10 protein-coding genes are annotated in these 14,788 nt (G+C 39.8%); 5 read left to right on the plus strand and 5 right to left on the minus strand.

Annotated elements, in window-relative coordinates:
- Positions 1-60 precede the first annotated feature (60 nt).
- The 4 genes from cysD to HMPREF9449_RS04010 form a co-directional block, all read right to left on the minus strand.
- On the minus strand, positions 61-969 hold the full coding sequence (gene cysD, locus HMPREF9449_RS03995; protein WP_009135945.1) for a sulfate adenylyltransferase subunit CysD: 909 nt from the start codon (positions 967-969) through the stop codon (positions 61-63).
- A gap of 78 nt (positions 970-1,047) precedes the next feature.
- The gene (gene cysC / locus HMPREF9449_RS04000) at positions 1,048-1,656 is read right to left on the minus strand and encodes an adenylyl-sulfate kinase (protein ID WP_009135946.1); all 609 of its coding nucleotides are present in this window, start codon (positions 1,654-1,656) and stop codon (positions 1,048-1,050) included.
- Between the two features lie 287 nt (positions 1,657-1,943).
- The gene (gene cysQ, locus HMPREF9449_RS04005) at positions 1,944-2,744 is read right to left on the minus strand and encodes a 3'(2'),5'-bisphosphate nucleotidase CysQ (protein WP_009135947.1); all 801 of its coding nucleotides are present in this window, start codon (positions 2,742-2,744) and stop codon (positions 1,944-1,946) included.
- A 289-nt stretch (positions 2,745-3,033) separates the two neighbouring features.
- On the minus strand, positions 3,034-5,133 hold the full coding sequence (locus HMPREF9449_RS04010) for a M3 family metallopeptidase (RefSeq protein ID WP_040611618.1): 2,100 nt from the start codon (positions 5,131-5,133) through the stop codon (positions 3,034-3,036).
- Between the two features lie 197 nt (positions 5,134-5,330).
- On the opposite strand from HMPREF9449_RS04010, the gene HMPREF9449_RS04015 reads away from it, so the two are divergent.
- The 4 genes from HMPREF9449_RS04015 (at position 5,331) to HMPREF9449_RS16145 (ending at position 7,352) form a co-directional block, all read left to right on the plus strand.
- Complete coding sequence (locus tag HMPREF9449_RS04015; protein ID WP_040611202.1) at positions 5,331-6,572, plus strand: FMN-binding protein; 1,242 nt, start codon at positions 5,331-5,333, stop codon at positions 6,570-6,572.
- Between the two features lie 176 nt (positions 6,573-6,748).
- Positions 6,749-6,991: a 50S ribosomal protein L28 gene (gene rpmB, locus HMPREF9449_RS04020; protein ID WP_009135950.1), complete on the plus strand. Its 243-nt coding sequence runs from the start codon at positions 6,749-6,751 to the stop codon at positions 6,989-6,991.
- An 11-nt stretch (positions 6,992-7,002) separates the two neighbouring features.
- Positions 7,003-7,191 (plus strand): 50S ribosomal protein L33, encoded by a 189-nt coding sequence (gene rpmG / locus HMPREF9449_RS04025; protein WP_009135951.1) that lies wholly within the window; start codon positions 7,003-7,005, stop codon positions 7,189-7,191.
- A gap of 8 nt (positions 7,192-7,199) precedes the next feature.
- Positions 7,200-7,352: a DUF4295 domain-containing protein gene (locus HMPREF9449_RS16145; protein ID WP_009135952.1), complete on the plus strand. Its 153-nt coding sequence runs from the start codon at positions 7,200-7,202 to the stop codon at positions 7,350-7,352.
- A 215-nt stretch (positions 7,353-7,567) separates the two neighbouring features.
- Here HMPREF9449_RS16145 and HMPREF9449_RS04030 read toward each other — a convergent pair whose 3' ends face one another.
- On the minus strand, positions 7,568-10,681 hold the full coding sequence (locus HMPREF9449_RS04030; protein ID WP_009135953.1) for an ATP-binding protein: 3,114 nt from the start codon (positions 10,679-10,681) through the stop codon (positions 7,568-7,570).
- 1,176 nt (positions 10,682-11,857) lie between these two features.
- Here HMPREF9449_RS04030 and uvrA point away from each other — a divergent pair.
- Positions 11,858-14,758, plus strand: a complete 2,901-nt coding sequence (uvrA, locus tag HMPREF9449_RS04035) for an excinuclease ABC subunit UvrA (protein ID WP_009135954.1) — start codon at positions 11,858-11,860, stop codon at positions 14,756-14,758.
- The last annotated feature ends 30 nt before the right edge of the window (positions 14,759-14,788 follow it).

Raw genomic sequence — 14,788 nt, forward strand, 5'->3', positions numbered from 1 at the left:
TTCCGGTTTATCTAGTAAAAAAAGGCTTTATGCCTTTTCCGTTTTCCGGACGTTTTCTGTTTAAAAATACCCTTCCCGTTTCTTTTGTTCCATACTGGCGTCTTGGTCGAAGTCGATCACCCGCGTAGTCCTTTCAGATTTGGTTGTAGTCATCATTTCTTCGACGATTTTTTCTATGGTGTCTGCTTCGGATTCCACAGCTCCTGTCAGGGGATAACATCCCAAGGTGCGAAAGCGTACTTTTTTCATTTCCATCTTGTCGCGGTATTCTTGGGGCATACGCTCATCGTCTACCAGGATCAGATTGCCGTCTATATTGACGATCGGACGTTCTTTAGCAAAATAGAGGGGCACAATGGGTATATTTTCCATTCGGATATATTGCCAGATATCTAATTCTGTCCAATTGGAAAGGGGGAATACCCGGATTGATTCTCCCTTGTGAACCCGTGCGTTATAGAGGTTCCACAATTCAGGCCGTTGATTTTTAGGGTCCCACTGATGGAATTTATCCCGGAAAGAATAAATCCGTTCTTTTGCCCGGGATTTTTCTTCGTCCCGCCTTGCTCCTCCGAAAGCAGCGTCGAATTTATATTTGTCGAGCGCATTCAGCAAAGCCTGGGTTTTCATCAGGTCGGTATGGACTTTGCTACCGTGTGTAAAAGGGCCTACACCTTCTTGGAAGGCTTTCATATTGGATTCCACGATCAGGTCCCAGTCGTATTCTTTGGCATATTTGTCCCGGAATTCGATCATTTCCTTAAACTTCCACTTCGAGTCGATATGCATCAGAGGGAAGGGAACCTTTCCCGGGTAAAAAGCTTTTTCTGCCAGCCGCACCATTACGGAAGAATCTTTTCCGATAGAATAAAGCATGACCGGATTTTCAAATTCCGCCACCACTTCCCGGATAATGTGAATGGATTCCGCCTCCAGTTCTTTGAGATGAGTTAATTTATATTCTGACATATTTCTTGTATAATCAATAGAATCTTTCCTTCTGCCGGATTTCTTTCTTGCCGATTGTTTTATAGGCGCATAAAGATTTCAAGGCACAAATTTAATTTTCGCTTCAATGGCTTCCAATAGTATTTTTACCGATTCTTCCAAGGAATGACAGGAAGTATCTATTTCCAAAAAAGGATGAAGGGGAGCTTCGAAAGGAGCGGATATACCTGTAAAATCCCGGATTTCTCCTTTTCGGGCTTTTTTATACAGGCCTTTAACATCTCTTTTTTCGCACTCTTCCAGAGGGGTACTCACATATACTTCTAAAAAATCGTCTTTTCCGATGATTTCCCGTGCCATTTGCCGGATAGCTCTTGTGGGACTGATGAAAGCCGCAATCGTTACAATTCCGCAGTCTACAAATAATTTGGAAACTTCTGCAATCCGCCGAATGTTTTCCGTACGGTCGGCTTCGGAAAAACCCAGATTATTGTTAATACCGCTGCGGATATTGTCTCCATCCAGAATACGGGTCAGGAATCCCCTCTTGTATAATTCCCGTTCTAAAGCGATAGCCAATGTACTTTTACCCGAACCAGAAAGACCGGTAAACCAGATCATTACACTTTTCTGTCGCAACAGTTGTTCCCGGTCCGATCGTTGTAACATTTGTTCGAATATCGGGTAAATATTGGTGTTTTTTTCCATACGATATAAAAAATTTATACCCTGTCATTTGTTTGGCTTTGGGGATATTTGCTGTCTTAAACTTCTGCTTTGCTTCATTTATTTCCTTTGCCAGACAGGTCTTACATACGTGTTTAGCTGTGGTTGGCCTTCTTTTGCCGATTCCTTTTTGTTCTTTTTACTATTTAAGCTTATTTTATTCTCCTTTTCATAAAAATAACCTTTATCGGAAGGATAAAGGCAGTCTGGAAAGGATTTTTTATTTACCGTTTACTTTTCATCTTCTATACTGGTTTTACAAACCTTTCCTATTTTACAATAAACCAAGGATTGTGTAGGTCTTCTTTATTGTATTGAAGCGGAGTTTTTTCGTCTGTCTGGTATATATTTTTACCAGCCGCTAGTGCGATTGCATGTCCTGCTGCCGTATCCCATTCCATGGTGGGAGCAAAGCGGGGATAAATATTGGCGGTTCCCTCTGCAACCAGGCAAATTTTCAGAGAACTTCCGATAGAGGTTAATTTCACCTGTTTATATTCTGCTTTCAGATGTTCGATAAATTGCTGGGTCTCCGGTGTTAAATGAGAACGGGAGGCTACGATCGTATAAGGATAATTTCCTTTTACGAGAGGCAGACGAAGGGCGCGGGAACGAACTTCTGCAATAGCAGAAACACGCAATGGTTCTACTGCCAGAGCTTTATAGGCGCCGTTTTCCAGAGAACCGTAATACAATTCTTTTTTTACCGGTACATATATAACTCCCAAAACCGGACTTCCTTCAGAAATCAGGGCGATATTGACGGTAAACTCCCCGTTCCGCTTGATAAATTCTTTTGTGCCGTCCAGGGGATCCACTATCCAGAAGGTTTTCCATTGCTGCCGTTTTTCATAGTCCGCAAGCATTCCTTCCTCACTCAATACGGGGTAAGAAGTGTTTTCTAATAAATTAACAATCGTTTTGTGTGCTTCTTTATCGGCTTGCGTCAAAGGAGAATCATCTGCTTTCCGTTCAATATCCAGATGAGAAGTCGGGTCATTGTATATTTTCAGTATTGCTTCTCCAGCTCTTAAAGCGGCTTCTATAGCCAGGTTTAATAATTTTTCCATCCTTCTTTCTTTCTGTAGCCGTGCAAAGATAGTATTTATTTTGGAAAATGAGTTTATCCGGAATACGGGTTTCTCGGAGAAGATATTTTTCTTTACAAATGTGTAAAGGTATGGGGGGATAAGGAGAAAGATTTCCCAAAACTATGGGGTACTTTGTATCGGATGAATCTCCTTTTAACGAATTGCTGATGAACGAACCCTTCCTTCTGACGTATTTTCTTTTGTCAGCCGTGGGGGCGTTCATCAGCAATGATTTTACTTCCTTTGAGAAGTATTCTTTTTTGTTCCTTTAATTCAGTCCTCTTCGTTTCAATAATGGTTCGATAGAGGGGTCTTTGCCCCGGAATTCCCGGTACAATTTCATGGCATCGTCGCTACCTCCTTTGGCGAGAACATATTGGCGGAAAGCCAAAGCTTTTTCCGGGTTAAAAATATCTCCGGTTTCCTTAAAGGCTTGGAAAGCATCGGCATCCAGCACTTCCGCCCAGGTATAAGCATAATAACCGGCCGAGTATCCGCTGTCGAAAATATGAGAGAAATAAGTACTTCTGTAACGGACGGTGATTTCCGGTATCAGCCCCAGCTTATCTAAGGTTTCTTTTTCAAATTTTTCTACATGGATAGGCTCTGTTGTCTTCACTGTATGATAAGCCATGTCCAATAAAGCGGCTGCCATAAATTCCGTGGTGGCAAAACCTTGATTGAAGTGACTGCTTTTTTGCAATTTATCGATCAGTTCCTGCGGAATAGGTTCGCCGGTTTTATAATGACGGGCATATACTTTTAATACTTCGGGATCTCCGGCCCAGTTTTCCATAATTTGAGAAGGGAGTTCTACAAAGTCGTGCACGACATTTGTGCCGGCCACACTGGGATAAGTACATTTGGATAACAAACCGTGCAGGGCATGCCCGAATTCGTGGAAAAGCGTCTGGACTTCATCGAAAGTTAACAAAGCCGGTGTTTCTCCGGTCGGTTTTGTAAAATTACATACATTGGTAATAACGGGAGTCGATTCCAGTAAAAAAGATTGGGAGCGGAAAGCGTCCATCCAGGCCCCTTGACTTTTGCTGGGACGGGGAAAATAGTCGGCATAGTAAATTCCGATAAAGCTCCCGTCGGCATCTTTCAATTCGAATGCTTTGGCTTCCGGATGGGGAAGAGGTAAATCGGTGCGTGGCTCGAAAGTGATACCATACAACTTATGGGCGGTGTAGAATGCTCCTTCCCGTACTTGTTCCAGCGGGAAATATTGCCGGAGTTCATTTTCATCCAGGCCGTATTGAGCTTGCTTTACTTTTTCAGCATAATACCGCCAATCCCAAGGCTGGAGTTGGAACGAACCATCGGTTTTGTTTATCATTTTCTGGAGAGTTGCGGCTTCTTTTTTAGCGACTTTAAGTGCTGCTTCCCAGATTTGATTACACAAACTATATACATTTTCAGGGTTTTTAGCCATGTTCTCGTCTAAAACATAACTGGCATAATCCGGAAATCCCAATAGATTTGCCTTTTCCGTCTTCAAGGCGATCAGCTTACTGATTACTTCTTTGTTGTCGTATTCGTTGTTATTATTTCCCCGGTTGGTATAAGCCCGGTAGATTTGTTCCCTTAAATTCCGGTTATCTGCATATTGCAGAAAAGGCATCACACTCGGATTATGAAGTGTAAATACCCATTTCCCTTCCAGGCCGGCTTCTTTGGCTGTCTCAGCAGCTGCGGCAACTACCCCTGCCGGCAGCCCTGATAAATCTTTTTCGTTGTCGATAACCAACCGATAATTATTGGTTTCCTTCAGCAGATTGTTTCCGAATTTAATAGCCAATAGCGATAACTCATTATTGATTTTTTTCAGTTTTTCCTTGTCTTCTGCTGAAAGATTCGCTCCTCCGCGGACAAAATCTTTATAATATTTATTTAAAACCTTCCTTTGTTCTGTATTGAGGTTTTCTTTTTCTTTATTGTCGTATACGGTTTTGATGCGTTGGAACAGTTTTTCATTCAGGTTGATCCCATCTTCGTGTGCGGAGAGCAGAGGAGCAACTTGTTCCGCTATCCTTTGCATTGAATCGTTGGTATTGGCTTCCCGTAAATTGATAAAAACGGCCTGTACCTTTTGTAACAGTTGTCCGGATTTTTCCATGGCAACAATTGTATTTTCAAAAGTAGGAGCGTCCGGATTATTGACGATAGCTTCGATTTCAGTTTCCTGTTGCTTTACACCTTCCTGAAAAGCGGGCAGATAATGGCTGTTGTGGATCAGCTGAAAAGGAGGCACTCCGTGAGGCGTATCGAAATCCTTCAAAAAAGGGTTTTCCTGTTTTACTTCACTGTTACAGGCTTGTACCATCAGGCCTGCAAAGCAAATCAGATAAGTGAGTTTTTTCATTTTATACATATTTTCTAATCAGATTAATATTTGTTTATTGAAAATATCCGGATTTTAATACCTAAAAATTCAGAAAATGAATAAAGTTGTTCCGAAAAATTAAGATAAATAGCAAAAATAATATTTTTTTAACGGAAGAGAAGGAAAACCTTAGAATTAATGCATTAATTTTGAGACCCTGAATAAAAAAGTGCATGATGAACGAGAAAGGACGTGCTTGGATTTCAAAATTACCGGGGATACTTTTCCTGTTTCTGATTTTGTTTTTGATTTCTTGGCAGTATCGGCAGGAAGAGCGAAAAGAAAGCAAGGAAGAAAAAATTTCTGCGGAACAAAAAGTACCGGCAGAGATCGCCGAGGAATTTTTTCCGGGTCATACTGAATTGGTGCAGGAATCAGAAGTGTTGATGCGGGTAGAGAAAGGGAGAAAAGTGGTAGGTTCTTTTATCGTCACGACTTCTATTGCCGATGGGGTGACGGGATTTGCCGGGAAAGTACCGGTCGTCCTGGCGTTGAATACAGAAGGAAAAATCATCGGACTTCGTTTATTAGAAAACCAGGAGTCGCCGGGTTTTATAAAACGGATAGCCCGCAAAGGTTTTTTCGATTCGTGGAACGATAAAACGCCTGAAGAAGCTTTGGAGTTGCAGGTGGAAGCGGTGAGTGGGGCTACTCTGTCGAGTGAAGCGGTAAAAGAGAATGTACGGAGAGCATTGACGTATTATTTACAACGGGAGGCGGAAGGGAAAGAGGTCCGCTGGATGGATTTGCTCAAAAATGGCTTGGGTTTTGTGCTAGTGATGTTCGCTTTATTGAGCATGTTTCCCATAAAAATATTAAAAAAATACCGTTGGGTATTGATGGCCGGTTCGGTCTTGATTTTAGGATTTTGGAACGGCTATTTTCTTTCTTTCACCTTATTATACGGGTGGTTGACTCACGGTATCCCCTGGGGAGGGAAAATCTTGTTGCTGGTTATGGCATTTCTGGCTTTTTTCATTCCTTTATTCTTTGGTAAATCTTACTATTGCTATTACCTCTGTCCTTTTGGAGCTGCTCAGGAACTGGCTGGTAAAATCAGAAAAAAGAAAACGATACCGAAGGGGTATTTGAAGATCATTTTAAAATACAGTCGTTGGGTTTACTTCAGCGTAGTAGTGGGCCTTTTATTGGTGGGAGTAACCCTCGATTTGACATTATTTGAGCCTTTAGCTGCTTTTATGTTCAATGCTGCAGGACGTTGGATACTGGCTTTGGCTTTGACCTTTTTATTTCTATCCGTATTTTTTTCCCGTCCTTGGTGTAATTATTTTTGTTTAACAGGGCAATTATTAGAAATAATTCGTCGCGGGAAAGTGAATAAAAGTAACCGGAGAATCTGGATAGAATGGAGTAGTATATTGATATTAGTAGCCCTTGTCCTATTTGTCGTCTGGTAATTTCCTGCAGAGAAAAAATAGGATACTCTAGAGAAAGAGGAGAAAACAATTGTGTATTTATTTTATTATTTAGGAATAAATAATTGCAAATTTTTTTCTCTGAATATTTGATTATATGGATAAAAAGCACTTAATTTGCAACCTGTTTGGAAAGCGTTTAAAAAAAATACTGAGAGATGTCAAGAGTTTGTCAAATAACCGGAAAAAAAGCAATGGGTGGAAACAGTGTATCTCACTCTAAGAGAAGAGTAAAGAGAACATTCTCGATCAACCTGTTTAAGAGAAATTTTTATTGGCCGGAAGAAGACAGATGGATTCGTTTGAACGTATCTGCTGCTGGTCTTCGTCTGATTAATAAGAAAGGTCTGAATGCATGTTTAAAAAATGCGACGGCTGAAGGATTAATTAAAAATGTTTAAAATCACTGAAGATGGCAAAGAAAGCTAAAGGAAATAGAGTACAGGTGATTCTTGAGTGTACAGAACATAAAGAATCCGGTATGCCGGGAACTTCACGGTATATTACTACCAAGAACAGAAAGAATACTCCGGAGAGATTGGAACTGAGAAAGTACAATCCGATATTGAAAAAAGTAACTTTACACAGAGAAATTAAATAATTTGAACTATGGCAAAGAAGGTTGTAGCAACATTGAAGACCGGAGACGGCCGGGGATACGCTAAAGTAATTAAAATGGTGAAATCTCCGAAATCGGGTGCCTATACGTTCAAACAACAAATGATAAGCACCGACGAAGTGAAAGCTTATTTCAAAAAATAAGATCTCATTCATTTATATAAAAAGTCGTCTTGAATCAAGACGACTTTTTTATTGTTCAAAGGTTTAAGAAGTTCGGCATTTAATCTGATAAATTCTCATTGACCGTCCGTTATGGATGGAAAAATCAGCAGTCTTCATTTCTTTGAAAGAGAGGATTCTTTCGATAAAGGAATGAGAATTTTCGAATAGTTAAACATTTAAGAGGAGCTGTATCCTCACAATAAAATCAGATGCATTTCCAGAAGAGAGAGGATTTTTTTCTTGAGAGTTTTGGCATCTATCGGTTTGGATGCATAATCGTTAAATCCGCTTTGCAGAATCTGCTGTTCATCTTCGGCATAGGCATAGGCTGTCACCGCGAGAATGGGAACAGTGATAGAATACTTCCGAATTTCCCGGGTTGCTTCAAAACCATTCAGGACAGGCATATTGATATCCATCAGAATTAAATGAGGTAAATGTTCCTGGAAGAGTTCCACTGCTTCCTGACCGTTTCGGGCATGAATTAATTGATACTCTTTTTTCAAAATAGATTCAAATAACTTATAATTACTATTGTTATCTTCTGCAATCAGAATTTTCAATTTATCTTTAGTTATTGTTTCCGGTTCAAATGGCAGAGACGGAGGGAGTATATCGGTTGGTTTAGCCGATTTATAGGGTAGGGTAAACCAAAATCTGGATCCTTTTCCCATTTCGGATTCTACTCCGATTTCTCCGCCTAATTTGTGGATGATGGTTTCGCAAATAGAAAGTCCTAGACCTGTCCCCTGGGCAAAATCGTTTAATTTGACAAAACGTCCGAAAATGGTATCTTTCTTTTCTTGAGGGATACCGCAACCTGTATCGGTGACATGAAAATAAAGAAATTTACTGTCCGTCGATAAATGATAACCGAAATGAATATTCCCTTCCGATGTAAATTTAATAGCATTATTAAGCAGGTTCAGAATTACTTGCATCAATCGGTTTTTATCCGTATGAATCCGGCAATGAGGCAAAGAATCGGTGAAGGATAATTCTACTTTGTCCCGGTTAATTTTTAGCAGGGAGGTTTGTTCAATTTCTCTTAATACTTCGTTGAGGTTAAAATCGGAAGGAACGAATTCCAAGGTGCCTGCTTCGATTTTGGAAAGATCCAGAATATCGCCGATGAGTTGTAATAATAATGTATTATTGTTTTCAATGATATTGATGTATTCCTTTTTCTCATCTTCTCCTTCTGCTGTAGATAAAATATTAGAAAATCCGATGATGGCATTGAGAGGTGTCCGGATTTCATGGCTCATATTGGCTAGAAAAGCGGATTTTAGGCGATTGGATTCTTCTGCTTTTTCTTTGGCCTCCCTCAATTCGTTTTCCATTTTTTTCCGTTCTGTAATAAGCACAGAAGAACCCACTAATGTTTTGGGGCGTCCGTTCGGATAACGGGAATCAACCGTAGCCTGAGCTTCCACCCATTCCAGTCCGGTATGCTGTTGTTGTTTGTGTAGGATCCGGAATTCTTCTTTTACTTTGTGGATACGTCCTTCCACCAAATTACGGTAGGCCTTTTCTACCCGGTCCCGGTCCTGTTTGTGTATCTTAGCGAAATATTCCGATTCCGGGACAGATAAAACTTCTTCGCTCATTTCTTTATCTTTCAGTTCGACGGGACGGTTCACATCGCAGAGTATAACTTTTTTTTCCAGGTCCCATTTCCAGGGAACGACATTAGCTACGTCGAGAGCCATCACTAGTTTGTGATTGACAGATTCGAGTAAAGCACTCATTTTTCGGATTTTGGTCGTATCTACGCAAAAAACATCCAATATATCTTTTTCGTTAGAAGTGACCCATGCTTCGTAATATCGGTCGGTTTCCGGATAATAATATTCAAAGGTGTAAGAACGCTTATTTCCGACAACTTGTTTACAAAGTGTCAGGTATTCAGGTAATATAAATTTAGCCATTTGTTTTCCATACATTCCGATAGCTTTTTCTTTCGGTATAAAATATTTTTCAAAAATATGGTTTACATCCAGAATAACATAATCGACCATTTCTCCCTGTTCGTCATATATTATTTTTTCCTGAATATAAGCAATCGGCATACTATTAACCAGATTTTTGAATTTTATCAACAGTTGCATTTCCGAAAGACGTCTCTTTTTTTCCCGGGTCATGGAGCGTATATACATGTACATAAGCCATAGCAAAAGAAGCAGGAAAATAATCCCCATGATAGTATATCGGTTTGTTTCCCAGAAACTCTGAGGTTTCATATAATAATGAGCATCTTTGGGATAAAGTTTAGGGGATATTCCTGCTTTCTGGAGTACATTGTAGCACAAATAATTTCCTTCTTCTCCTGCGGTATACCAGGAATCTACGGGTTGATTGGATAAAATTCTTTTGAGTGTATTATCGAGGGTTTTATCGAGGTCCTGATTACAATAGAAATGGCCGCCGGCCATCGTTCCGTCATGTACGCCAATATCTATAGGAGTAAACAAAGGATGAGCGGTGAGATTTACAATATTTTTATAATTATTGGTGGTTAAATATTTATATCCCGATTGCATATTTTTCTGGAACCAGCTATAATACAATATACCGGTAAATTCGTCATACCTTTTCAAGGTATCGATCACCTCATCCATTGTCAGCTGTCCTTCTGTGAGATAATCGACCTGGATCTTCGGAAAATAGTTTTCTATTGTTTCTTTCATTTCTTTACGACCGATAGTACTCACATAACGTCGATCGGAAATAAAAGCTATTTTTTTCATCTTTGGAAGGAGACGTTGCATGAGTTGGATAGTACCTTTCAGGTGAACAGGACAATCGATAACGGTCACCTTTGTTTCCTGAATACTCTCTCGTAAAGGGCGTAAAGAATCCCAGGGAATTTCTTTTTCCAGATAGTAACAGCTTGGAGGAGCCAGTTCTTGTCCGTCAGCACACAATACAAGGGGGATATCTTTCCAAAGGGTCTGGACCTCTTCCTGGAAAAGGGCCCAAGCTCCATTTCCGAGAAAAACGATGACAATAGGTTTGATGTCCTTGTATTTACGTCTTATGTCCTGTTTTATTTCCTCCATTTCTTCTTTAGCATCAATATCCAGGATATGGAGGGATTCGGTATATAAGTTCAGATTTTTTCGAGGTTCTGAAATATCGTTTCGGATTTTATCGATGATATGGGAAGACCAAGGGCTGGAATCCAGATAAGTATTTATAACTAATATATATCCTTTTTTCTCTTGGGAAACTTCTTGACAAAAGGCTATCAGGGATAAGCTTAATACAGAAAGTAATAAACTTAATCGTTTTAAAATTGAATACATGTTTTATTATTAATGGCGAATAAGCGGACGAAGTTATAAAATAACTGAAATTTAAGCATAAATCTATCGGATAATTTCAGGAAAAAAGAGTTAATTCGTAAATTCAAAAATTTATGGATTGAGGCGTTTACAGAATAGCAGTGTTAAAAGGATCTCTTAGGAGATAAATGCAATCTTAGAAGATATAAATAAACCCATCAAAAAAGTGCTCGGCAGTGAACAAAGAAACGCTTATCGTTTTCCGATAAAGCCGGAAAAACCGACTCGAAATCATTTGTGTTTTTTCAAAATTCGCCCTTTTTGAACCTTTCTCTATTCGCCTTTTTGAAGCTTTTCGTCAGTTATTTTCCTTTTTTTCAAAAAAAATATTAGATATAATATACTGATTATTAGATGTCTATTAAAATAAATTATTTTTTTTAGAAAAAAAGAGGAAAAAATGTAACCCGGACTTATTTCTTCCCGTTAAAGAGAGTGTAAATGATGATTGAAATTTATGATTTTATTTAGCTGTTATTTAGATTAAATTATTTAGCACACACCACGAGGGAGGGGATAGCTTATAAACAAGCTGGTTTTCAAAAGAGTTCTTTAAATGATTGGAATATGGCCTACAGGACAAATATTACACCACGCACATACACACCACACACAGACGCACGCACACATACATACAACATCTTTTCATAGTCCTACATATTTCGGCTTTAAAGATTCTGCGGGATGCCTCCCTTTTATTTTTATACGTTCAGGTTTTCGAACGTTTTTTGAAAATTTTATCCCAAAATACAAAGGCTGTCGGTTTTCGACAGCCTTTTTTCATTTAAAATTACACATTAGGGACGTGCCCTAATGTGTAATTTTCCGTATTTTCATTCTGTCTCGTTTGTTTTTCCGATTCTTGGAGAGAAAATATAATTCTTCCCTTACGCGTAATACTATTCGTTTTGTCCTGAACTTTGGCTGCTGAGAGAGGAGAATAAATTTATATCGGAAAATTATTTATAGTCTTTTCCTTTCCAGGATTACGTTGTTTTTTAGAAAAAAATAATGGTTATCCTTTGTATCTGATTTTACGAACGTTTTTTAGGGAAAATTAGGTTTCCTCTGTTTACAAATGTTTTCTTTTACGATGTATTTATTGTAAATTTGCAGGTTCTTAAAAAAGAAGGAAATATGAAGGAATATCAGGAAGAGGAGGGGGTTATTGCTATTTACGGTGCCAGGGAGCATAATCTGAAAAACATAGATTTGACTATCCCGCGAAACAGTTTGACGGTTATTACCGGGTTAAGCGGAAGTGGAAAGTCATCTCTTGCTTTCGATACGATTTATGCGGAAGGACAGCGTCGGTATATGGAGACGTTCTCTGCTTATGCCCGTCAGTTTTTAGGGGGAATGGAACGTCCGGACGTAGATAAAATAACAGGATTAAGTCCTGTCATCTCGATAGAACAAAAGACAACCAATAAAAATCCTCGGTCTACCGTGGGAACTACCACTGAAATATACGATTTTCTGCGTTTATTATTCGCGAGGGCTGGAGAAGCTTATTCGTATATGACGGGGAGTAAGATGGTAAAATATACGGATGAAAAAATCATCGAATTGATTCAGAGTGATTTTGCCGGGAAAAAAATTTTATTACTGGCACCCGTTGTAAAAGGCCGTAAAGGAAATTACAAAGAGTTATTCGAAAATTTGAGAAAAAAGGGATTTATTTCCGTTCGGGTAGATGGAGAGATTCGGGAGATTACGGTAGGGATGAGTGTAGATCGGTATAAAATGCACGATATTGAGATCGTTGTCGATAAGATTGTAATTGACCAGCCGGATCTGAAACGTTTGAAAGCTTCTGTGGCTACGGCTATGAAATACGGGGAAGGAGTGCTGACGATCAAAGATTATGAAAGCGAAGAGATTAAATATTATAGTCGGCGGTTAATGTGTCCGGATACCGGGATTTCTTATAAAGATCCGGCTCCGCATTCTTTTTCTTTCAATTCGCCTCACGGAGCCTGTCCGAAGTGTAAAGGGTTGGGGTATGTGACTGCTGTCGATATGGAAAAAATTGTTCCGGATAAGACCTTATCCATCTACCAGGGGGGAATTCTGCCTTTGGGAAAATATAAAAACAGTATTTTATTTTGGCAGATTGATACGGTTTTAAAGAAACATGGGGCAACTATACATACCCGCATTCAGGATTTACCAGAGGAAGCTTTGACGGATATACTTTATGGGTATCCCGGTCAAATTCGTTTGGAAAATAAAGAACTGGGTGTTCTTTCCAATTCGTTATACACTTTCGAAGGAATTATCAAATACATTACCTTACAGGAAGAGAATAGTACTTCCAAAAAAGCGAATAAGTGGGCGGAGCAATTTATTTCGGTGGTAAAATGTGATGTTTGTCAGGGGCAGCGGTTAAATCAGGCTTCTTTGCATTTCAGGATTGCAGGGAAAAACATAGCAGAGTTGGCTCAGATGGAATTGACGGATTTGTACGACTGGGTTTGTGAAACAGAGTCCCGTTTAGAAGAGAAACAGCGTCAGATTGCCGGAGAAATATTTAAAGAAATTCGAACCCGTTTGAAATTTTTACTGGATGTCGGATTGGAATATCTTTCTCTCGACCGGCAGTCGATGACGCTCAGTGGGGGGGAATCCCAGCGGATTCGGTTGGCTACTCAAATCGGCTCTCAGTTGGTAAATGTATTATACATTTTAGATGAGCCCAGTATCGGATTGCACCAGAAAGATAACCGGAAATTGATCCGGTCTTTGCAACAATTGAGGGATGCCGGTAATTCTGTTATCGTTGTAGAGCACGATAAAGAGATGATGGAGCATGCAGATTATATTGTAGATATGGGACCTCTGGCTGGCCGAAAGGGGGGAGAAGTCATGGCTATTGGTCCGATAGAAGAGATACAGAAAAGTAATAGTTTGACGGCCCAATATTTAAATGGGCAAAAAGAAATCCGGATTCCGGAAGAAAGGCGTTCGGGAAACGGGAAATTTCTGATACTAAAAGGTTGCACTGGAAACAATCTGAAAGAAGTGGATGTCCGTATTCCCTTGGGAATGCTGGTGTGTGTGACCGGGGTGAGTGGAAGTGGTAAGTCTTCTTTGATTAACGGGACTTTACATCCGATTCTAAGTGAGAAGTTCTACCGGGCAGTGGTGACGCCCTTACCTTATCAGTCGATAGAGGGAGTAGAAAATATTGATAAGGTGGTGGTGGTGGATCAAAGTCCTTTGGGGCGTACCCCTCGTTCCAATCCGGCTACCTATACCGGTATTTTTTCCGATATCCGGAAAATTTTTGAAAAATTGCCTGAATCCCAGATCCGGGGATATTCTGCGGGACGTTTTTCTTTCAATATTCCCGGGGGACGTTGTGAAGAGTGTAAGGGAGCTGGTGTGAAGACAATTGAGATGAATTTTTTACCGGATGTATACGTACATTGTGAAGCTTGTAACGGGAAACGCTATAACAAAGAAACACTGGAAGTCCGTTATAAAGGAAAATCCATTGGAGATGTGCTGAATATGACGATCAACCAAGCCGTAGAATTTTTTGAAAATGTTTCTTACCTTCAGCAGAAATTAAAAGTTTTGCAGGATGTGGGACTGGGGTATATTAAATTGGGACAACAGTGTACTACGCTTAGCGGAGGCGAGTCCCAACGGATCAAATTGGCCACCGAACTTTCCAAAAAAGATACGGGAAAAACCTTATATATTCTGGATGAACCGACTACCGGATTACATTTTGAGGATATCCATATCTTGTTGGAAGTCATACAGAAATTGGTGAATAAGGGGAATTCCGTGATTATCATAGAACACAACCTGGATGTGATTAAGGTTGCTGACTATCTGATCGATATGGGACCCGGTGGGGGAAAAGAAGGGGGAAGGATAGTAGCTACCGGTACTCCGGAAGAAGTGGCTAAAGTGAAAGAATCGGAGACCGGGAAATTTCTGGAAGAAGAATTGAAAAAAATAAAAAACGTCCGTAGGAGCAGTGGAAAAAGCGAGGTACGAGCTTTCAGAAAGACCAGTCCGTAAGGCCGGAGGAAGAGGCGGACACAAACTTTT

Origin of the sequence: Odoribacter laneus YIT 12061 (assembly GCF_000243215.1) — a bacterium.
Classification (GTDB): Bacteria; Bacteroidota; Bacteroidia; order Bacteroidales; family Marinifilaceae; genus Culturomica; species Culturomica lanea.

Bases quoted from the DNA above. Each gene is read 5' to 3' on its own strand.
- HMPREF9449_RS04010 (WP_040611618.1), bottom strand. From the start codon at position 5,133: ATGAAAAAACTCACTTATCTGATTTGCTTTGCAGGCCTGATGGTACAA.
- cysQ (WP_009135947.1), bottom strand. From the start codon at position 2,744: ATGGAAAAATTATTAAACCTGGCTATAGAAGCCGCTTTAAGAGCTGGA.
- cysD (WP_009135945.1), bottom strand. From the start codon at position 969: ATGTCAGAATATAAATTAACTCATCTCAAAGAACTGGAGGCGGAATCC.
- HMPREF9449_RS04015 (WP_040611202.1), top strand. From the start codon at position 5,331: ATGAACGAGAAAGGACGTGCTTGGATTTCAAAATTACCGGGGATACTT.
- HMPREF9449_RS04030 (WP_009135953.1), bottom strand. From the start codon at position 10,681: ATGTATTCAATTTTAAAACGATTAAGTTTATTACTTTCTGTATTAAGC.
- uvrA (WP_009135954.1), top strand. From the start codon at position 11,858: ATGAAGGAATATCAGGAAGAGGAGGGGGTTATTGCTATTTACGGTGCC.
- rpmG (WP_009135951.1), top strand. From the start codon at position 7,003: ATGGCAAAGAAAGCTAAAGGAAATAGAGTACAGGTGATTCTTGAGTGT.
- cysC (WP_009135946.1), bottom strand. From the start codon at position 1,656: ATGGAAAAAAACACCAATATTTACCCGATATTCGAACAAATGTTACAA.
- rpmB (WP_009135950.1), top strand. From the start codon at position 6,749: ATGTCAAGAGTTTGTCAAATAACCGGAAAAAAAGCAATGGGTGGAAAC.
- HMPREF9449_RS16145 (WP_009135952.1), top strand. From the start codon at position 7,200: ATGGCAAAGAAGGTTGTAGCAACATTGAAGACCGGAGACGGCCGGGGA.